Origin of the sequence: Lysobacter antibioticus (assembly GCF_000731095.1) — a bacterium.
GTDB classification, from domain to species: Bacteria; Pseudomonadota; Gammaproteobacteria; order Xanthomonadales; family Xanthomonadaceae; genus Lysobacter; species Lysobacter antibioticus_B.
Genome location: NZ_JMTZ01000002.1, coordinates 14,935 through 34,746, shown reverse-complemented (window position 1 = coordinate 34,746; position 19,812 = coordinate 14,935). Strand labels below are relative to the sequence as shown.

Genomic DNA, 19,812 nt, shown 5'->3' with positions numbered 1-19,812 from the left:
CCATCATCGGGCCGGCAGCGGCCGCCGGAGGTTGCAGTGGTAGACATATCGCGGGAAACGATCGAACAGACCAACACGCGCTTGCTGGTCGTGACCAAGCAGGCGCGTCTGCAGGTCTACCCGGGCACCTATGCTTTTCTCGAGTTCCCCTTGGCCGACTTCCCGGGCGCGGTGCGTGCCGATGCCTTGGCCCTGGTGCGCGACGATGAAGTCTGGAGTCAGCTGGTGCCCTGCACAGACCCCGCCGAGGATCTGTTCGCCTTGTTCCGCTTCCACTTTCCGAGCCGCGTCGACAACAGCGGTTTCGTCGGCTGGCTGGCCTCGCGGCTCAAGCGCAAATTCGGCACCGGCGTGTTCGTGACCTGCGGGCAGAATCGCCGCGACGGCGGCATCTTCGATTACTGGGGCGTGCCGGTGGCGGTCGCGGCGGAGATCGCGGCCGAACTCGATGCCCTGGTGTCGCCGGAGAAGATGGCTCTGGCGCCGTGACGGCGACGGCCGCGGACGACATCGCCCGGGCCGTCCCGACATCCTGCCGACGGCAGCCGCCCGATCGCGTGCCTGTGGCCGCGGCGGCGGTTGGCTATGCTGTCGGCCCTATCAACGCTTCAGGATCGTCATGGCACAAGGTCGTGCAAGTTTTCTCAAAATCCTTCCGCTGATCATCGTCGGCGCCATCGTCGGCCGGGTTATGGCTTCGATGGCGAGCGGCTCGAACTTCTTCAATTGGCTGATCGGCCTGCTGGTCCTCGGCTTCGTGGTCTATCTGATCTGGTTGTTCGCGTTCAAGAACCAGGCCACCCGCAAGGCGACGCCGGCGGAAACCGCGGCGGCACTGAATTTCCAGCCCGAGCCCGGCAAGGGCGTGATCTACCTCTACCGCAAGCAGTTCGTCGCGGTGTTGGTCGGCATGGACGTGGTGCTCGACGGCCAGCCGATCGGCCAGACCCGCGGTTACTGCTTCTATCGACTGGTGCTCGAGCCGGGCCAGCACGTGCTCAGCGGCGACGGCAAATGCAAGGAACCGCTGAGCTTCGAGGTAGCGGCCGGCGAGGTGGCCTACATCGAGAAGGAAATCCTCATGGGCGCATTCAAGGGCGGCTATCACTACCGCCGCAACGCCGACGTGGCGGCGGCGCAGACCGCGATCCGCAGCTGCAAGCTGCTGTTGCCCAAGGGCTGATCTGTCGTCCGCGATCCGGCGATTCGCACGGATCGGACGGCGCAGCGATCAAGCCGGCGCCGCCGCGGACACCGCAGCGGCGCCGGTTCCGTATCCGGTTCCGAATCCGGTTCCGAATCCGAATCCGAATCCGAATCCGAATCCGAATCCGAATCCGAATCCGAATCCGTATCCGTATCCGTCAGTCTTGGCTGGCCTGCGACTCGCCCACGTGGCGGCCCAGGAAGCTGCGGATGCGCAGGGCGATCGGCTGCGCGTCTTCTTCGAGGGCGAAATGCCCGGTATCGAACAGATGCACCTCGGCCTTCGGCAAGTCGCGCTGGTAGGCGTGGGCGCCGGCGCTGAGGAAGATCGGATCGTTCTTGCCCCACAGCACCAGCATCGGCGGCTGACGCTCGCGGAAATAGGCCTGCCATTGCGGGTACTTGCCGGGATTGGAGCCGTAGTCGTAGAGCAGACGCAGCTGTATGTCCTGCACGCCCGGCCGGTCGAGCAAGGCCTGGTCGAGCAGCCAGTTCTCCGGTGCGATCGCCGACGGGTCGCGCACGCCTTCGAGGTAATGCCATTTCGTCGAGGCCAGGCTCAGCAGTTTTTCCGCGAGCAAGCTCGAGCGTTGTGGGGTGGGCTCCTTCCAATAGGCGCGCAACGGATCCCACAACGTACCCATGCCTTCGTCATAGGCATTGCCGTTCTGCACGATCAGCGTCTGGATACGTTCCGGATGCTCGACGGCCAGGCGAAAGCCGACCGGCGCGCCGTAGTCGAAGAGGTAGAGGCTGTAGCGCTGGATCTTGAGTGCCTGCAGCAAGCGGTCGATGCTCTGCGCCAGCCGATCGAAGCTGTAGTCGTACTCGGCCGGCGAGGGCGTGGCGCTGGCGCCGAAGCCGGGGTAGTCCGGCGCGATGACCCGATAGCGATCGGCGAGCAGCGGCATCAGCTCGCGGAACATGTGCGAGGAACTCGGCAGGCCGTGCAGCAGCACGATGACCGGTGCGTCCTTGGGGCCGGCCTCGCGATAGAACAGTTCGGTGCCGTCGACGGCGATATGGTGATGGGTGGTCATTGGACGCTCGGCGATGGGCGGCAGAGTCTCCGCAATGGCGGAAGCCTCGGCCGAGAGGGGGAGGAACGAAAGTGCGGCGCCCGCGAGGGCGGCGCTCAGCAGGGCGACAGACAATCGAAGCATGACGGTTCTCGGTAGAGTGGGGGAGATCGTTGCGATCGCAAGGACCGGCGGATCCAAACGAGGGTGGGGTGCCGCGGCGACGCGCTAGAGATCCAGCGCCAGATGTTCGGAATGCGCCCGCGAGACACAAATGCACATCAAGGAGGCACGCTCTTTTTCGGCGGCGCTGAGGGCGTTGTCGCGATGCTCGGGTACTCCGTCGAGCACCTTGATCGCGCAAGTGCCGCAATTGCCCACCCTGCAGTCCGATGGCGTGCTCACCCCGGCCTGCAACAGCGCATCGAGGATGGTTTGTGTGCCGGCGACGCGGATCCGCCGCTCGGAACGGCGTAACTCGACCTCGATGGCGCGGTCGTCGGGCCGGGCGGCCGCATCGAAACGTTCGATCCGCACCTGGTCGCTCATTCCGAGCGTAGCCGCGGTCGCGTTGAGCTCATCGATCAGGCGTGCGGGGCCGCAGGCATAGACGAGCGTATCCGCTGCCGCAGCCGACAACAGCCGGTGCAGGTCGAGACGCCGCCCTTGATCGGCCGGATACAAAGTGAGCCGTTCGCCGAACTCGGCCTGCAAGGCCTCCAGGAACGGCAGTTCGCGCAGGCCGCGGCCGGCATAGTGGATCTGAAACGGCTGTCCGCGCCGCGCCAGCGTGTGCGCCATGGCCTTGATCGGGGTGATGCCGATGCCGCCGGCGATCAGGACCACGGGGCGCGCGTCTTCGCTCAGCGCGAAATCGTTGCGCGCGGGCTCGCAACGCAGGCGCAGCCCCAGCTCGAATCCCGCGTGCAGGGCTTTCGACGCGCCGCGCCCGGCGTCTTCGCGCAGCACCGCGATCTCGTAGGCATCGCGCCGCGAAGGGTCGGAACTGATCGAGTAATGGCGCAGCTCGGTCTTGCCGTCCAGTTGCACCGGCACGCGCAGATGCGCGCCGGCGGCGACCGCCGGCAAGGCATCGCCTTGCGGATGGCGCAGTTCGTAGGCCCGCACCCGTGCGGTGAGTTGCCTGACGCCGGCGACGACCAGTTCCAGCGGGCCCTCGCCCCAGACCGCGGCCTCGGCGGCGCGCGGTTTTTCCTCCGGCGGCGGCGCCGGCCGTGTCGGCGCGATGCGTTCGATCTCGGCCTCGGTGTAGCGCGGGGTGATGTGTTGCGGGCAATTCCAGTCGCAGGCTTCGACCTCGATGACGATGCCGCGTTCGACCCGGGCGCGGTATGCGGGCACTTCCAGCCGTGCGATCAGGGCGGCGTCGCTGCTTTCGTCGACGATGCGCGCGCGGCCCCAGATCTTGAGCCGGCGCCGGTTCGGGTAGTCCATCAGGATCAGCGAAATGCGGCCGTCGGCGGCGAGGTTGCCGACGCTGAGGTATTGGCGGTTGCCGCGGAAATCGGCGAAGCCGATCGTCTTGGCATCGAGCACCTTGAGGAAGCCCGCCGGGCCGCCGCGATGCTGAACATAGGGCCAGCCGGTTTCGGACACGGTCGCCTGATAGAAGCTGTCGCGTTCGGCGATGAATTCGGCCTCGCGCTCGCCGATCGAGTCGCGCGCATCCTCGGCCAGTTCGAAGGCGCGATTGGCCTCGCGGCTGCCGTGGCGTTGCTGCGCGTCTTTGACGCTGGGGGTGAAGGTTATATCGGCGAATGCGCGGCTCATGGCGTGCTCCAGCCGGCGGCGACGCTGCGCCGCCGGCCCTGGTTCTGGTGATCGTGGTGGCGCGCGGCCTGGGGGCCGCCGCTCAGGCGGCCAAGGCTACCTTGGGGAAGTCGATTTCGACCCGGCTGGCCTTGCCGAGGATGTTGGTCAGCAGGTTCATGCCGACGTGGGTGATGATCTCGACGATGTCGGCATCGCTGAAGCCGGCCTCGCGCACTTCGACGATCTCGGCGCTGGTGACTTCGCCCTGGTGCTCCACCAGCGAGCGGGCGAACTTCACCGCGATCGCGGCCTTGGCGTCCTGGCTGCCGCCGGCGCGGTTGGCGGCGATCTCGTCGCCGTTCAAACCGGCGTTGCGGCCCAGGGCGGTGTGGGCGGACAGGCAGTACTCGCAGGCGTTCTGCTGGGCCAGGGCCAGGGCGATGCGTTCGCGGGTCTGGAGGTCGAGGCTGCCCTCCTTGGCGATGCCGTGCAGGCCGAGGAAGGCGCGCAGGGCGGCCGGCGAGTTGGCGAATACCTTGAGGAAATTCGGCACCGTGCCGAGTTCGCGTTGGATGGCGTCCAGCAACTGCTGTTGTTCGGTGTCGGCGGTGTTGCGGTCGATGACGGCGATGCGGCTCATGGGGGTGTCCAGTGTCGATAAGGAAGGGGAGTGATCCGGTCCGGCGAGGCCTGGTATCGGTTGCTGTGGGCTTCGGCGTGGCGACACTGTCAGCCATTTCGCTTGCCATAAGAATCACCGGGTCGCAAAATTCATTATTGCGATTACAGGAATAATCCAGATGGATCGACTGCACCTGATGACGGTGTTCGTCGCGGTCGCCGAAGAGGAAAGCTTCGCCCGCGCCGCCCGCAAGCTGGGCCTGTCGCCGCCGGCGGTGACGCGGGCGATCGCTGGCCTGGAAGAACGGCTTGCGGTGAAGTTGCTCGATCGCACCACCCGCTTCGTCCGCGCCACCGAAGCGGGGCAGCGCTATCTCGACGATGCGCGCCGGATCCTGGCCGAGGTCGACGAAGCCGATGAAGCCGCCGCCGGCATCAACGCCGAACCGCGCGGGCATCTGGCCGTTACCGCGCCGGTCCAATTCGGCAAGTTGTTCGTGCTGCCGATCGTGGTCGAGTACCTGCAGCGCTATCCCGCGACCCAGGTGTCGGCGCTGTTTCTCGATCGCGTGGCCAATCTGATCGAAGAGGGGCTGGACGTCGGCGTGCGCATCGGCGCGCTGCCCGATTCGAGCCTGCAGGCCATCCAGGTGGCGCAGGTGCGCAGGCTGTTGTGCGCATCGCCGGAGTATCTGCGCCGGCAAGGTTTGCCGAAGACTCCCGCCGACCTGGTTCGGCACGACATCATTTCCGCGCTCGGCATCAGCCCGTCCACCGAATGGAAGTTCGGCGACGGCCGCAAGGCTTTATCGGTGCGGATAAAGCCTCGCCTGATCGTTACCACCAACGATGCGGCGATCGAGGCGGCGGTGCGGGGTTTCGGCATCACCCGGCTGCTGTCCTACCAGGTGGCGCCGCACCTCGCTTCCGGGCAATTGAAGATCGTCTTGGGCGAGTACGGGCATTCGTCGCTGCCCGTGCACGTGCTGCATCGCGAAGGGCGTTACGCCTCGCCTAAGGTTCGCACCTTCGTCGACCTGGTGGTCGCGCAACTGCGCGGGAATAGCGCGTTGAATTGAGCTGCGGCTGCGGCGGCCGGCATGCGCAGAAACACCAGAACTTGCGGTTCGCCGGTATTTTGGGCCGGCAGGCCGGGAGGAGCCAGGAACTACTGCTCGCCTGATTCACGGTGTCGATGCAAACGACGGCGATCGCCCTCCCGTGTCATGCAGAGAATGGAGGCGGCCAGACCCGGTCGGGCCGCCTCTTCGGTCAAGGCGTCGCGAGCGGGATCTGCCAACCCTGTTCGCAGCGTTGCAGGGTCAGGTGATAGTCGGAACCGGCCCCCGCGGCGCGCAGGCACAGGCCCGACGGGACGCCGCGGAATTCGCTGCCGACCCGGTTCCACTGTTGATTGGCGCCGCCGTGGCAGGTGTAGACGTAGATCGGCGTGCCTGCCGTGGTGCCGCCGTTGTAGGCGTCGATGCATAGATTCGAGGCGGTGCGCAGTGTTTTGTCCGCGCCATAGACCCAGGCTTGGTTATCCAGGCCATGACAACTGGCGAGGATGGGCTGGACGCCGCTTTGGTAGGTGTAGGCATCGAGGCATTGATTGCCGGAATGCACGATCGGGCCGCGCGGCGAGTTGCCGATCGCGTGCTGATGCACGCTGCCCGTCGGGGTCTGGTCGATGCGGCCGCTACAGGCCGGGATACTCGTGGTCGTGATGCTGGCCATGGCCGTACCGCCGTTGCCGGACGGCAGCAGAAACTCGGCGCGGCTATAGGGTTGGTTGTAGCAACTCACCGACGGCGAGCTCCATTCGAAGTATTCGACCCAGTTCACCATGCCTTTCGGGGAAATCTGGGTCGCATCGGTAAGCACGCTGCCGAGCTTGAACGAGGTGCCGTCGGTTAGGTCGTTGATGGTGACGCCGAACCAGCCGCCGCCTTCCTGTTCGATATGGAATTGAAAGGTATGGTCCTGCTTCCACGCGCGCTTGATGTAACAGCTGTAGCCGGCTCCGAACTCGTCGAAGGGACCGCAGACCGTGCCGGGGCTGCCCACTTTCGCGGCGGTCGCCGCCCAGATCGAGAACAGGAAGTAGCCGTCGGTGCCCGACAACCGCTGCATGCCCGTATAGCCGCCGGCGCGGGAGCCGACGAGGCCGAACTGATTGCTCCAGAACACGTTGGAACGAGGGCCGGGGTCGGACTTCACCGTGATGGCGAAATCGACCGAATCCAGCCCAGTGACGATGGGGTCGAACTTGTAGTTCGTATAGCCGCCAGGTGCGGCGGCGGGGACCTGCAAGGGCAGCAATGCCAACAGCAGCAGCGCTCCCCAGCGTTGTAACGGCTTGACGATCTTCATTGCTCTTACTCCGATGCTGTAGCAGTACTCGCGCCGTGGCGTTCGCCGTCCATGCAGGCCGCTCAGGCTGGCGCGTAAGTCATGAGCGGGTCTTTGGTTTGCTTGCGTCGGCATTCGCTCCCGGCGCGGCCGGGCGCGTTCGTGCGATGCCCGGCCAGACAGCCAGGAGCCGGCCGCTCACGGGGCGGGCTTGGGAATCTGCCAGTTCTGGTTCGTTTGCGCGGTGCAGGCCTGGATCGTGAGTTGCGCGGCGGCGCCCGCCGAGGTCAGGCACAGGCCGGACAGATCGTTGCGCAGTTGGTTGCCGACCCGATTCCACTGTTGGTTACGGCCGGCATGGCAACTGAAGACGATCACCGGCGAGCCAGGCGCGGTCTGGCCGTTGGCCACATCCAGGCACAGGTTGGAGCGCAGCCGCAGCGTGCGATCGACGCCGTGTACCCAGGCCTGGTTGTCGCCGCCGTGGCAAGCGAAGCTTTGCGCAGGGACGTTGCTGGTCGTCGCGCCGCCTTTGGCATCCAGGCACAGGCCGCCGGTATCGGTCACCGCGCCGCGCGGCGAGTTGCCGATGGCGTGGTGGTGCACGGTGCCAATCGGCAGCGTGTCGATGCGGCCGTAACAGCCCGGAACATTTTTGCGCGAGATGCTGGCGACGCGAGGAGAAGCGGTGCCGGTGTTGCCGATCGGCAACAGGAATTCCGCGCGGCTATAGGGTTGGTTGTAGCAATTCGACTCCGGCCAGTTCCACTCCCAGTATTCGACCCAGTTGGTCATGTTCTTCGGTGAGATCTGGGTGGCCGCTGTGAGCACGCTGCCGATCTTCACCGAAGCGCCCGTGGTCAGGTCGGTGACGGTGACGCCGAACCAGCCGCCGCCTTCGTGTGCGAGGTGGAACTGGTAGGTGTGGTCGACCTTCCAGTCGTAAACCATGTGGCAGCTGTAGCCGGTGCCGAACTCGTCGAACGGGCCGCAACTGCTGCCCGGGCTGCCGACCCGGCCTGCGGTCGCGCCCCAGATCGAAAGCAGGAGATAGCCGCCGAGTTGGGAGTGGCGTTGCATGCCGGTATAGCCGCCGGGATAGCCGACGAGCCAGAACTGATTGGCCCAGAACACGTTGGCCCGAGGGCCGGGATCGGATTCCACCGTGATGCCGTAATTCATCGAATCGAACCCGGTGATGGCGGGGTCGAACTCGTAGTAGGTGTAGCCACCCGGTGCGGCGGCCATGACCTGGAGGGGTAGCAGTGCCAACAGCAGCAGCGCTCCCCAGCGTCGCAGCGACTTGACGATCTTCATGACTCTTACTCCGAGGCTGTAGCGGTGGCGCCACGATGTTCGCGATCCATGCAGGCCCGCCCAGGCTGGCGCGAAACTCAGGAGCGGGTTGTTCTTCATTGCGGCCGGACTCGCATGCGGGACGGTTGGGGCGCGCTCATGTCGCACCGAGTGCGCTGGCGCTGCGTATGCATTAGGCGAGTGAGGGGGCGGTGTCGGTCTTGATATCGGCGCACCCGATTCGTGCGCGATGCACGAGTCCTTGAGTTGCGTGAATGACTGCGCGCCGCCTACGGCGTCGGTAATGAAAGCGAGCATCGCCTGCTGCACTCCTGTCGCGGAGGGTGTGCTTGCTCGCTCTATGCTCGGAGGTTCGACGAGGGGCCGCAGGAGGGCCCGGTGCCGTATCGGTGGAGCTTGTGGCGATAGCACATGAATCGTTGCGGCGAATGTAGCTAACTTTCTTGAGATTTATTTAGAATTTATTGTTATGTGTTTTTCCGGATGCCCGAGTCATCAAGCTTAAACATGCCGCGGACATCGCAGCGCCGGGGTGCGGCCGTTTTGAAAGCTGGAATCGCAAGTATTTCCCGGTGTTTTTTTCGATTTTCCGATGAGCGGCATGGCGTTTCCGATCGAATTCGGAAGCTGGTTATGTGCTGCGAAGTACACACTCTGAAGTGTGGGCGAAGAGCCAGGTGGCCGAATTCCGGCCGTGTAAATAAAAAACATGGCCCGGCGATGGGCGGCTTTGCATCGATGCGCTCGGCGCATCGGATTTGGCCCGGTCTCAGCCGGGCACTCGCCAGCGATGCAAGGCATCGACGAGTTCCTCGTGGCGCGAATGGCGGTAACGCCTCGCCTTGGGGATTTGCTTCCGCGCCGGCCACATAGCGGCGAGCTGCGGGTAAATCCCCTAGCGCAGTTGCAACGCTGCTCAGCCCAACGATGCAGGCGCCCGCCCCCCTTTGCAAAGGGAGCGGATTAAAAAGGAGAGGCTTACGAAAAGGCGGGTTGTGTAAGTCCGGTAGGCCGTCGACGGAAGCCCGCGCCTCAGAAGCGTTCGCCGACCGGCAGGTAACGCCATTCGCCGACCGGCATCTTGCTCAACGAGATGCGGCCGATGCGCAGGCGGCGGATCGAGACCACCTCGAACCCGACCTGGCGGCACATGTCGCGCAACTGCCCGGGCTGTACGTCCTTGATCGCGAAGCGCAGGCGGGTTTCGTTCTGCCAGCTGACCTTGCACGGCCGCAGCGCGCGGCCCTGGTAGCTCAGGCCGTGGGCGAGCTTCTGCATGCCGTAGGGCAGCAGGTCGCCGGCCACTTCGACGACGAACTCCTGTTCGATCTGGGCGTAGTCCTCGGTTAGGCGGCGCCAGACGCGGCCGTCCTGGGTCAACACGACCAGCCCGCTGGCGTCGCGGTCGAGCGGGACCAGCGGGGTCAGGCGATGGAAATGGCGCTTGAGCAGGCGCACCTCGGACAGGTCGCCGGGCGCATGGCTGGCCGGCGTGACCAGGCTGGCGGCGTCCTTGAGGTCCAGGCCGGCCGGTTTGTGCAACAGCATCGTCGCCGGCTCGATGGGGTCGAGGCGGGCGTCCGCGGCCAGCTCGACGGTCTGGGTCGAGACCAGGGTCTGCGGCTCCTCGACGATTTCGCCATCCACCGACACCCAGCCGCCCTCGATGTATTGCTGGGCGTCCGTGCGCGAACAGGGGACTTGTTCGGCGAGGCGTTTGTCGAGGCGGACGGGATCGGACATGACGGAATTCGATACTGGGGTCGCCAAGTGTAAAGATATACGCCTGTTACGCCGGGATTCCCCCTCAGCCGGCGCCGTTTCCCCCCACAGGACTACATGAAGACTCCACCCGGATTGCAGGCGCTGATCGACGACGGCGTGATCGACGAGGTCATGCGCCCGCTCAAGAGCGGCAAGGAGGCCGCGGTGTACGTGGTGCGTTCCGGCGACGACGTGCGCTGTGCCAAGGTCTACAAGGACATGGCGCAACGCAGCTTCCAGCAGCGCGTGCAGTACCAGGAAGGGCGCAAGGTGCGCGGCAGCCGCGAGGCGCGCGCGATCGGCAAGGCCACCAAGTACGGGCGCAAGCAGCAGGAAACCGCCTGGAAGAACACCGAAGTCGAGGCGCTGTACCAGTTGCGCGATGCCGGCGTGCGCGTGCCCGAACCGTACGGTTATTACCACGGCGTACTGGTGATGGAGCTGGTCACCGACGCCGACGGCCATTCCGCGCCGCGTCTGGGCGAGGTCGAGCTGGCGCCGGAGCAGGCCCGCGGCTTCCACCGCTTCCTGGTGCGGCAGGTGGTCAAGATGCTCTGCGTCGGCCTGATCCACGGCGACTTGTCCGAGTACAACGTCTTGGTTGCCCCGGACGGTCCGGTCATCATCGATTTCCCGCAGGTGGTCAGCGCCGCCGGCAACAACGCCGCGCGCAAGATGCTGTTGCGCGACGTCAACAACCTGACCGCCAGCCTGGGCGCCTGGGCGCCGGAGCTGCTGGACACCTGGTACGCCGAGGAAATGTGGGCCCTGTTCGAAGCCGGCGACTTGCGTCCCGACAGCGAACTGACCGGCGTGTTCGTGCACGACGAGTCCGCGGTCGACCTCGACAGCGTCCGCCACGCCATCAACGATGCGCGCGACGAAGCGCTGATCCGTCAGCAGGGCCGCGAGGCCGCGGCCGAAATGGACTGAGCCGGCGGCGCCGACGGCCAGGGGATCGGCCGACCGGGCTGCGTTCGCTCCCGGTCCGGCGTCCGCCGCATCCGCCCGTCTTTTCGCCGATCGCTTCGCCGCTCATGGCGCGAAGGCCGCCGTTACCGAACCTGCGCGATCCGGAGCCGGGTGTAGATTAGGGCCGCGACACTCTCGGGTCGACGCATAGTGAGACGCCGTTGGCTTTTCACGGCGGTGCGGACCAGGCGAGGTCATAGTCCGAAGGCCGGTTCAAGTCGGTCCGTCCGTTCGCAGCCGTGATGGTGGGCAGGGGCGAAGCGCGTCTCTACACTGGGGCTTCGTCCGCGACAGGCGGTCCTCACAATCACTGCCCAGATAGGTAATGCTTCATGGCATACACGGGGATCGGTCATGAATAACATCACGATTCGGCAGCGAATCATCTTGAGCTTCGCCGTGATCATCGTGGCGATGGTGGTGATGGGCGGCATCGCCCTGCAGCGGCTGCTGCACGTGCAGGCCGAAGAAAGCCGGCTGCGCGCGGACTCCATTCCCGGGCTGTATGCCTCCGGGCAGATGGAAACCGAGTGGCACGCCTACTACACCGCGATCAACGGATTGTCCTCGGCCGACGCGAGCCAGCGCGCCGAAGCGCAGGAGCTCTTGCGCACGCGTCGGACCGCCTTCGAGCAGGCGATCGGCCGTTATCGCGCCACCGTCACCCAGACCGAGGATCGCCGCAATCTCGACGCCCTGGCCGGTTCCAGTGCGTCGCTGTTCGCCCTGCAGCCGGATTTGATCCGGGCCGGCGAGGCCGGTTCGGCGGCCTTGCAGGAGGCGATGCGCACGCGCGCCGAGCCGATCTTCGCCAAGGCGGTCGACACCATCACCCGCATCATCCAGTACAACTACAACGAGTCGGTCGAATCCGGCAACCGCATCGACGCGGCGGTGAAATCGGCCGAGCTCGGCATCGGCCTGACCTTCGTCGGCGCGGTGTTGGCGGCGGTGCTGGCCGGCTTCTTCCTATTGAAGGCGATCACTCTGCCGCTGCACCGGCTGGCGCGCGCTGCCGACGTCATGGCCAAGGGCGACTTCAGCCAGCGCCTGGGGTTCTCGCGCAGCGACGAATTCGGCACCGTGGCGCAGGGCTACGACCGCATGAGCGGCGAGCTGGCGGAACTGGTCGGGCAGATCCAGACCTCCGGCATCCAGGTCAATTCCTCGATCAACGAGATCACCGCGACCTTGCGCGAACAGCAGGCCACCGCCGCGCAGATCGCCGCGACGACCACCGAGATCGGCGCGACCTCGCGCGAAATCGCCGCGACCTCGAAGGAACTGGCGCGGACCATGGGCACGGTGGCCGGCAGCGCCGAGCAGACCGCCTCGCTGGCCGGCGACGGCCAGCACGGCGTGGCGCAGATGGAGGAGACCATGGGCCGGATGATCGACGCGACCGCGGCGATCAGCGCCAAGCTCGCGGTGCTGGCCGAGAAGGCCAGCAACATCAGCCAGGTCGTCACCACCATCACCAAGGTCGCCGACCAGACCAACCTGCTCTCGCTCAACGCCGCCATCGAGGCGGAAAAAGCCGGCGAATACGGCCGCGGTTTCTCGGTGGTGGCGGTGGAAATCCGCCGCCTCGCCGACCAGACCGCGGTGGCGACACTCGACATCGAACAGATGGTGCGCGAGATCCAGTCGGCGGTGTCGGCCGGCGTGATGGGCATGGACAAGTTCTCCGAAGAAGTCCGCCGCGGCACCAGCGACGTGCAGCAGGTCGGCGGCCAGTTGTCGCAGGTGATCGAACACGTGCAGGCGATGGTGCCGCGCTTCGAGGTGGTGAACGAAGGCGTGCAGGCGCAGGCGGCCGGCGCGGAGCAGATCAACCTGGCCCTGGGCCAGTTGAGCGAGGCCGCGCAACAGACCGTCGACGCCTTGAAGCAGTCCAACCAGGCGATCGACGAACTGCACCAGGTCAGCGCCGGGCTGCGCGACGGGGTTTCCAAGTTCAAGTTGCTGGCGTAAGCGCCGCCGCTTCGGACAGCCAGACGCAGCCGGGAGGACGATGCCGTGCTTTTCCTTGTCTTCCAACTCGACCAGGACCGTTACGCCATCGAAGCGGCGCAGGTCGTGTCGGTGCTGAACCTGGTCAACCCGAAAGCCATTCCGCAGGCGCCCGCGGCGGTGGCCGGCGCCTTCGACTACCGCGGCGAACCGGTGCCGCTGATCGACCTGTGCCAGTTGGCGCTGGGGCGTCCCGCGCGTGCGCTGTTGAGCACGCGGGTGATCGTGGTGAACTACCCGGCCAGCGACGGCGCTACCCGCAAGCTCGGCCTGATCGCCGAGCAAGTGCTGGAAACGGTGCGGCGCGAGGCCGCCGAGTTCGCTCCGGCCGGTGTCGATGCGGCGCAGGCGCCGTATCTGGGGCCGGTCGCCGCCGATGCGCAGGGCCTGATCCAGTGGGTGCGGATCGAGCAGTTGCTGCCCGATTCGGTGCGCGAGCTGTTGTTCCAGGCCTCGGTCGAAAGCGCATGAAGCCGGGCGGCTTCCAGCAATGGCTCAAGGACACCATGGGGCTGGACGCCAGCACCATCGGCCCGACCGTGGTCGAACGCGCGGTCGCCAGCCGCATGGCCGCCTGCGAATGCAAGCAGCTCGGCGAGTACTGGCAGACCTTGCGCGCCTCGCCGCTGGAGCAGCAGGAACTGATCGAAGCGGTGGTGGTGCCGGAGACCTGGTTCTTCCGCGATACCCAGGCCTTCAGCGCCTTGTCGGGCAGCTACGGCCTGGAATGGGCGGCGACCCACCCCGGCGAGCGTCTGCGCCTGCTGAGCCTGCCGTGTTCGACCGGCGAAGAGCCCTACACGATGGCGATGGCCCTGTACGACGCCGGCTTTCCGCTCGAGCGGCTCAGCATCGACGCGGTCGACATCAGCGAGCGCGCGTTGGCGAAGGCGCGGCGCGGGTTGTACGGCAGCAACTCCTTCCGCGGCCGCGAGCTGCAATTCCGCGAGCGCCATTTCGCTGCCGTGGCGGGCGGCTGGCAGTTGCCGGAGACGGTGCGTTCGCGGGTCAACTTCATCCAGGGCAACGTCCTCGATGTCGCTTTCCTGCCGGGCGAGGCGGTGTACGACGCGATTTTCTGCCGCAACCTGCTGATCTATTTCGATGCCGATACCCAGGTGCGCACGGTCGGGATTCTCAAGCGGCTGTTGCGTCCGCAAGGCCTGCTGTTCGTCGGCCCGGCCGAGGCCGGGCTGATCCTGTCGCAGGGTTTCGCCTCGGCGCAGTTGCCGATGGCGTTCGCCTTCCGTCCGCCGCGCGCCGACAGCGGCGGCGGAGTGTCGGCGGCGATGCTGGCGACGACGGCGTCGGCGCTGGCGGGCGCCGCGGCCAAGGCCGCCACGGTGAAAGCCATCGCCAAGCCGCGGCCGCTGGCGCGGCCACGGCCGGCGCCGGCCGCCAACCCCGCGCCGCCTGCGGTCGAGGGCGCCGAGGCCTTGCTCGACGCCGCGCAGCGCCTGGCCGACAACGGCGACTTCGACCGGGCCGCGAGCTCCTGCCAGGCCTATCTGCAGGCGCAGGGGCCGTCGGCGCGCGCGCTGTACCTGCTCGGGCTGATCGAGGGAGCGAAGGGCCGCAACGAGCTCGCCGAAGACTATTTCCGCAAGGCCTTGTACTTGCAGCCGCAACACGAAGAGACCCTGATGCACCTGGCCTTGCTGTTAGAAACCCGCGGCGACGCCGCCGCTGGGCGGGTCCTGCGCCTGCGTGCGCAACGCTCGCGCAGGACGGCAGGTTGATGGGCACCGATAAGGACCGCGCAGGATGAGCGCCAAACACACGCCGGCCGGATCGAGCAGCGCCGTGGCGCGCTTGCTCGACCGCGCGCCCGAGCCGGAGGCGCTGCGCGAGGCGACCCGGCACGTCGCGGCCAAGGCCGAAGACCTGAGGTCGCTGACTGGGTCGCTGTTCGTGTTCCGCCTCGGTGCGGAATGGTTGGGCCTGACCGCCTCGGTGGTCGACGAAGTCATCGAGCCGCGCCCGGTCCACACCCTGCCGCACCGTCGCGAAGGCGTGGTGCGCGGGCTGGTCAACGTGCGCGGCCAGCTCACCGTCTGCGTGGCGCTCGAATCGCTGTTCCATCTCGAACCGGGCCAGGCCGACGCCGCGCGCAGCGTATTGAACCGGCGCCTGGTGGTGCTGGCCTGGCAGGAGCAGCGTCTGGCTTTCGAGGCCGACGAAGTGCACGGTTCGCATCGTTACGACCCGGCCACGATCGGCAACGTGCCGGCGACGGTCGCGCATTCGGTGTCGCCGTTCAGTACCGGCATCCTGGCCATGGGCCAGCGCAACGTCGGCGTGCTCGACGACGCGCTGGTGCTCAGCGCACTCAATCGGCGGCTCGGATGAGCACAGGCAACCTCCAGGACTATTCGCTGCACGACCTGTTCCGCATGGAAGTGGAGGGGCAGGCGCAGGTGCTGACCGAGGGGCTGCTGATCCTCGAAAGCCATCCGGCCTCGGCGCCGGAACTCGAAGCCTGCATGCGCGCGGCGCATTCGGTGAAAGGCGCCGCGCGCATCCTCGGCCTGTCGGCCGCGGTGGCGGTCGCGCATTCGATGGAAGATTGCCTGGTCGAGGCGCAACAGGGGCGGCTGGTCCTCGGCAACGTCGTCATCGATGCTTTGCTCGGCGGCGTCGACCTGCTCGCCCGCATCGCCGCGACCCCGGCTACGGAGACCGCGCCGTGGATGCAGGACGATGCGCCGGACGCCGAGCGTTTCCGCGCCGCTCTGGCCGCGGCCCTGGCCGCCGATCCCGCTCCGGCCGCGGCGTCGGCGTCGGCGTCGGCGCTGGCCGTGACGATCGAGCCGGAGCCGGCGTCGAGTGCGGACGCGGCCCATGCCGACGCCGAAAGCGAAGAGCGGGTGCTGCGCATCACCGCGCGCAGCCTCAACCGCCTGCTCGGCCTGGCCGGCGAATCGCTGGTGGTGTCGCGCTGGCTCGATCCCTACATCCGCTCGTTGAGCCGCCTGAAGCGTCTGCAGCACGACAGCGCGGTCGTGCTGGACCGGCTGGCCGACGTCTCGCCGGGCATGTCGCGCGATCAACATGCGAACGCGTTGCTGATGGAGGCGCGCTCGGCGATCGCCGAGTCGCAGCGGCAACTGGCCGATCGCATCGCCCAGTTGGACTTGTTCGAGCGCCGCATCGCCAGCGTCGCCCATCGCCTCTACGACGAGGCGTTGTCGAGCCATATGCGGCCGTTCGCCGACGGCACCCGCGGTTTCAAGCGCATGGTCCGCGATCTGGCGCGCGAACTCGGCAAGGAGGCGCGCCTGGAGATCGTCGGCGCCAAGACCCAGGTCGACCGCGACGTCCTCGCCAAGCTCGAAGCGCCGTTGGGCCACCTGCTGCGCAATGCGGTCGATCACGGCATCGAGTCGGCCGAGCAGCGCCGCGCCGGCGGCAAGCCCGCCGGTGGCCTGGTGCGGCTGGAAGCGCATCACGTGTCCGGCCTGCTCGAAATCACCATCGAGGACGACGGTCGCGGCATCGATCTGGAACAGGTGCGCCGCATCGTCGTCTCCCGCCGCCTGGCCGACGAGGACACCGCCTCGCGCCTGAGCGAGGCGGAACTGCTCGAATTCCTGTTCCTGCCCGGATTCACCCTGCGCGAGGTAGTCACCGAGATCTCCGGGCGCGGGGTCGGGCTCGACGCCGTGCAGAACATGGTCAAGCAGTTGCGCGGCACGGTCCGGCTGTCGTCGCAGGCGGGCGGCGGTACCCGCTTCCAGTTGTTGCTGCCGCTGACGACCTCGGTGTTGCGCGCGCTGGTGGTCGAGATCGGCGCGGAAGCCTATGCGTTTCCGCTGACCCAGATCGTCTGCACGGCGATGCTCGCGCGCGAGGACGTGCACTGGCTGGAAGGGCGCCAGCATTTCGAGTTGAACGGCCGCCGCATCGGCCTGGTGTCGGCGCAGCAGGTGCTCGGCGGCGCCGAGGCCAAGGCCGCGCCCGAGCAATTGCACGTGATCGTGCTCGGCGCGCCCGGCGGCGGTCACGAATACGGCCTGGCGGTGGAGCGTTTCCGCGGCGTCAGCGAGTTGGTGGTGCAGTCGCTGCCGAGCCAGCTCGGCAAGGTCAAGGACATCAGCGCCGGCGCCCTGCTCGACGACGGCACGCCGGTGCTGATCGTCGACGTGGAGGACCTGCTGCGTTCGGTCGAGCGCCTGGTGTCGACCGGACGCCTGACCCAGCTGCGTTACGACGACAGCGCGCAGACCGCGACCCGCAAGCGCGTGCTGGTGGTCGACGATTCACTCACCGTACGCGAGCTCGAACGCAAACTGATCGAAAGCGGAGGCTACGTGGTCGAGGTGGCGGTGGACGGGATGGACGGCTGGAACGCGGTGCGGGCGGGTCATTTCGATCTGGTCGTGACCGACATCGACATGCCGCGCATGGACGGCATCGAGCTGGTCGGCCTGATCAAGAAGGATGCGCGTCTGCGCAGCGTGCCGGTCATGATCGTGTCGTATAAGGATCGCGAGGAAGATCGCCGGCGCGGCCTCGATGCCGGCGCCGATTTCTATCTGACCAAGGGCGGCTTCCATGAGGAAGCGTTGTTGCAGGCGGTGGTCGACTTGATCGGCGAGGCCGCCGCATGAGGATCGGCATCGTCAACGACCTGGCGCTGGCGGTCGAAGCGCTGCGCCGCGCGATCGGCCGGCGCAGCGAGCACCGCATCGCCTGGACCGCGGCCAGCGGCGAGGAAGCGGTCGCGCGCTGCGCCGAGGACACGCCCGACCTGGTGCTGATGGACTTGCTGATGCCGGGCATGGGCGGGGTCGAAGCGACGCGCCAGATCATGGCGCGCAGCCCCTGCGCGATCCTGGTGGTGACCGCCAGCGTCGGCGGCAACGCCTCGCTGGTGTTCGAGGCCATGGGCCACGGCGCCATCGACGCCGCCGACGTGCCGACCCTCGGCATCGACGACTACGCCGGCGCGCAGGAACTGCTGGCCAAGATCGACCTGATCGGCCGCCTGGTCGGCGATGCGCCGTCGCGGCAGGCCAAGAAGCCGCCGATGCGCCGCTCCGGCGCCAAGCGCCTGGTCGCGATCGGTGCTTCCGCCGGCGGCCCGGCGGCGCTGGCCGAGTTGCTCGGCGGATTGCCGGCCGGTTTTCCGGCGGCGATCGTCGTCGTCCAGCACATCGACGAAAAGTTCGCCAGCAGCATGGCCGACTGGCTCAATCGCTTTTCCGCCAACCCGGTGCGGCTGGCGCGGCCGGGCGATCGGCCGGCCACCGGCAGCGTTCTGCTGGCCGGCACCAACGAGCATCTCGTGCTCGAGCCCGACGGCGCGCTGGCGTACACGCCCGAGCCGGTGGAGCAGCCGTACCGGCCTTCGGTCGACGTGTTCTTCGAGAGCATCAACAAGGACTGGCCCGGCGAGATCGTCGGTGTGCTGCTGACCGGCATGGGCCGCGACGGCGCCAGCGGTCTGCACTCGCTGCGGATGCGCGGCCACCACACCATCGCCCAGGACCAGGCCAGCAGCGCCGTCTACGGCATGCCCAAGGCGGCCGCCGATCGCGGCGCCGCCGTCGAGATTCTTCCCCTGGATCGAATCGCATCGAAGTTGCGGTTGCTCTTCGGTGACATCAGGAACGTAGCCCCATGACTGAGCATTCCTCGAGCTTTACGCCGGCCACGCCCCGCAGGCGCCGGTTCGTCGTGTTGCTGGTCGACGATCAACCGATCATCGGCGAGGCCGTGCGCCGCGCGATCGCCAGCGAGCAGGACGTCGAGTTCCACTACTGCAGCTCGGCCAGCGACGCGGTCGCGACCGCCGAGGCGCTGCAGCCGACGGTGATCATGCAGGACCTGGTCATGCCCGGCGTCGACGGCATGACCCTGGTGCACCTGTACCGGGTGCACGCGAGCTTGCGCAACGTGCCGATCGTGGTCCTGTCGAGCAAGGAGGACGCGGCGGTGAAAAGCCAGGCCTTCGCGACCGGCGCCGCGGATTATCTGGTCAAGCTGCCGGACCCGATCGAGCTGATCGCGCGCATCCGCCACCACTCGCAGGCCTATCTCAACCAGATCGAACGCGACGCGGCCTATCGCGCGCTGAGCGAGAACCAGCAGAAGCTGTTGGAAATGAACGAAGTGCTGCGCCGGCTCAGCGATGTCGACGGCCTCACCGGGCTGAACAACCGCCGCTACCTCGACAGCTACCTCGACACCGAATGGCGCCGCGCGGTGCGCGAGCAGGGCGACTTCTCGATCCTCATGGTCGATGTCGACAACTTCAAGGTCTACAACGACGCCTACGGCCATTTGATCGGCGACGAGGCGCTCAAGGCGGTGGCCGGCGCGGTGCAGCGTTGCGCGCAGCGTCCGGCCGACGTCGCCGCGCGTTTCGGCGGCGAAGAGTTCGCGTTGGTGTTGCCGTCGACGCCGAGCGAAGGCGCGCGCCAGGTTGCCGAGCAGATTTGCGCCAGCGTCTACGAACTGGCGATTCCGAACACCGGCGCCGAGGTCGGCCGCGTCACCGTCAGCGTCGGCGGCGCGACCTATTCGCCGTGCAGCGGCGATTCCTACGAGCCCTTGCTCGAAGCGGCCGACTTCGCCCTCTACGAAGCCAAGCGCGCCGGCAAGAACCAGGCGGTTCACCGCGAACTGCCCTGAGCCGCCGTGGCCCAGCCGCGGCGGATTCACGGGGCCGATGAGCGCGGTCCGGCGCCGTTGCGTGCGCAGCGGCGCCTGGGTTCACGCCATCGAGCGTAGGTGCCTGTCGCGTGCCGGCAAGTCGATTAGCGACGAGGAA

The 19,812-nt window shown here is 67.1% G+C and carries 17 protein-coding genes; 11 read left to right on the top strand and 6 right to left on the bottom strand.

The window, feature by feature from the left end:
• Positions 1 to 36 precede the first annotated feature (36 nt).
• Together EX88_RS0100535 and EX88_RS0100530 are read left to right on the top strand one after the other, a co-directional pair.
• A complete protein-coding gene (locus tag EX88_RS0100535; protein ID WP_031370079.1) occupies positions 37 to 489 on the top strand; it encodes a DUF6196 family protein in 453 nt (150 codons plus the stop codon).
• Between the two features lie 130 nt (positions 490 to 619).
• Entirely contained in the window at positions 620 to 1,183 is a 564-nt protein-coding gene (locus tag EX88_RS0100530) for a DUF2846 domain-containing protein (protein WP_031370078.1), read from the top strand.
• Between the two features lie 181 nt (positions 1,184 to 1,364).
• Here the strand turns inward: EX88_RS0100530 and EX88_RS0100525 are convergent, their stop codons facing one another.
• From EX88_RS0100525 to EX88_RS0100515, 3 genes are all read right to left on the bottom strand, one after another.
• A complete protein-coding gene (locus EX88_RS0100525; RefSeq protein WP_200875777.1) occupies positions 1,365 to 2,246 on the bottom strand; it encodes an alpha/beta fold hydrolase in 882 nt (293 codons plus the stop codon).
• A 207-nt stretch (positions 2,247 to 2,453) separates the two neighbouring features.
• Positions 2,454 to 4,016 (bottom strand): pyridoxamine 5'-phosphate oxidase family protein, encoded by a 1,563-nt coding sequence (locus EX88_RS0100520; RefSeq protein ID WP_031370076.1) that lies wholly within the window; start codon positions 4,014 to 4,016, stop codon positions 2,454 to 2,456.
• An 82-nt stretch (positions 4,017 to 4,098) separates the two neighbouring features.
• Positions 4,099 to 4,638, bottom strand: coding sequence for a carboxymuconolactone decarboxylase family protein (locus EX88_RS0100515; protein ID WP_031370075.1), 540 nt, complete (start codon positions 4,636 to 4,638; stop codon positions 4,099 to 4,101).
• A gap of 160 nt (positions 4,639 to 4,798) precedes the next feature.
• On the opposite strand from EX88_RS0100515, the gene EX88_RS0100510 reads away from it, so the two are divergent.
• Positions 4,799 to 5,698, top strand: a complete 900-nt coding sequence (locus EX88_RS0100510) for a LysR family transcriptional regulator (protein ID WP_031370074.1) — start codon at positions 4,799 to 4,801, stop codon at positions 5,696 to 5,698.
• Positions 5,699 to 5,891: 193 nt separating this feature from the next.
• On the opposite strand, the gene EX88_RS0100505 is transcribed toward EX88_RS0100510, so the two are convergent.
• The 3 genes from EX88_RS0100505 to EX88_RS0100495 form a co-directional block, all read right to left on the bottom strand.
• Entirely contained in the window at positions 5,892 to 6,992 is a 1,101-nt protein-coding gene (locus tag EX88_RS0100505) for an RICIN domain-containing protein (protein ID WP_051884261.1), read from the bottom strand.
• 177 nt (positions 6,993 to 7,169) lie between these two features.
• The gene (locus EX88_RS0100500) at positions 7,170 to 8,288 is read right to left on the bottom strand and encodes an RICIN domain-containing protein (RefSeq protein ID WP_051884260.1); all 1,119 of its coding nucleotides are present in this window, start codon (positions 8,286 to 8,288) and stop codon (positions 7,170 to 7,172) included.
• A 1,032-nt stretch (positions 8,289 to 9,320) separates the two neighbouring features.
• Complete coding sequence (locus tag EX88_RS0100495; protein ID WP_031370071.1) at positions 9,321 to 10,031, bottom strand: rRNA pseudouridine synthase; 711 nt, start codon at positions 10,029 to 10,031, stop codon at positions 9,321 to 9,323.
• Between the two features lie 96 nt (positions 10,032 to 10,127).
• Here EX88_RS0100495 and EX88_RS0100490 point away from each other — a divergent pair, with 96 nt between their 5' ends.
• From EX88_RS0100490 to EX88_RS0100455, 8 genes are all read left to right on the top strand, one after another.
• The gene (locus EX88_RS0100490) at positions 10,128 to 10,985 is read left to right on the top strand and encodes a PA4780 family RIO1-like protein kinase (protein ID WP_031370070.1); all 858 of its coding nucleotides are present in this window, start codon (positions 10,128 to 10,130) and stop codon (positions 10,983 to 10,985) included.
• Between the two features lie 393 nt (positions 10,986 to 11,378).
• Positions 11,379 to 12,998 carry a methyl-accepting chemotaxis protein gene (locus tag EX88_RS0100485; RefSeq protein WP_031370069.1) on the top strand — a complete coding sequence of 540 codons (1,620 nt, stop codon included), beginning with the start codon at positions 11,379 to 11,381 and terminating at the stop codon, positions 12,996 to 12,998.
• A gap of 45 nt (positions 12,999 to 13,043) precedes the next feature.
• A complete protein-coding gene (locus EX88_RS0100480) occupies positions 13,044 to 13,508 on the top strand; it encodes a chemotaxis protein CheW (RefSeq protein WP_031370068.1) in 465 nt (154 codons plus the stop codon).
• Positions 13,505 to 14,776 (top strand): CheR family methyltransferase, encoded by a 1,272-nt coding sequence (locus EX88_RS0100475; RefSeq protein WP_031370067.1) that lies wholly within the window; start codon positions 13,505 to 13,507, stop codon positions 14,774 to 14,776. The genes EX88_RS0100480 and EX88_RS0100475 overlap by 4 nt, the downstream gene beginning before the upstream one ends.
• Positions 14,777 to 14,801: 25 nt before the next feature.
• Positions 14,802 to 15,386: a chemotaxis protein CheW gene (locus tag EX88_RS0100470; protein WP_051884259.1), complete on the top strand. Its 585-nt coding sequence runs from the start codon at positions 14,802 to 14,804 to the stop codon at positions 15,384 to 15,386.
• Positions 15,383 to 17,647, top strand: a complete 2,265-nt coding sequence (locus EX88_RS0100465) for a hybrid sensor histidine kinase/response regulator (protein ID WP_031370065.1) — start codon at positions 15,383 to 15,385, stop codon at positions 17,645 to 17,647. The genes EX88_RS0100470 and EX88_RS0100465 overlap by 4 nt, the downstream gene beginning before the upstream one ends.
• Entirely contained in the window at positions 17,644 to 18,663 is a 1,020-nt protein-coding gene (locus EX88_RS0100460) for a chemotaxis response regulator protein-glutamate methylesterase (protein WP_031370064.1), read from the top strand. Before EX88_RS0100465 ends, EX88_RS0100460 begins: the two co-directional genes overlap by 4 nt.
• Entirely contained in the window at positions 18,660 to 19,673 is a 1,014-nt protein-coding gene (locus tag EX88_RS0100455; protein ID WP_051884258.1) for a diguanylate cyclase, read from the top strand. The genes EX88_RS0100460 and EX88_RS0100455 overlap by 4 nt, the downstream gene beginning before the upstream one ends.
• The last annotated feature ends 139 nt before the right edge of the window (positions 19,674 to 19,812 follow it).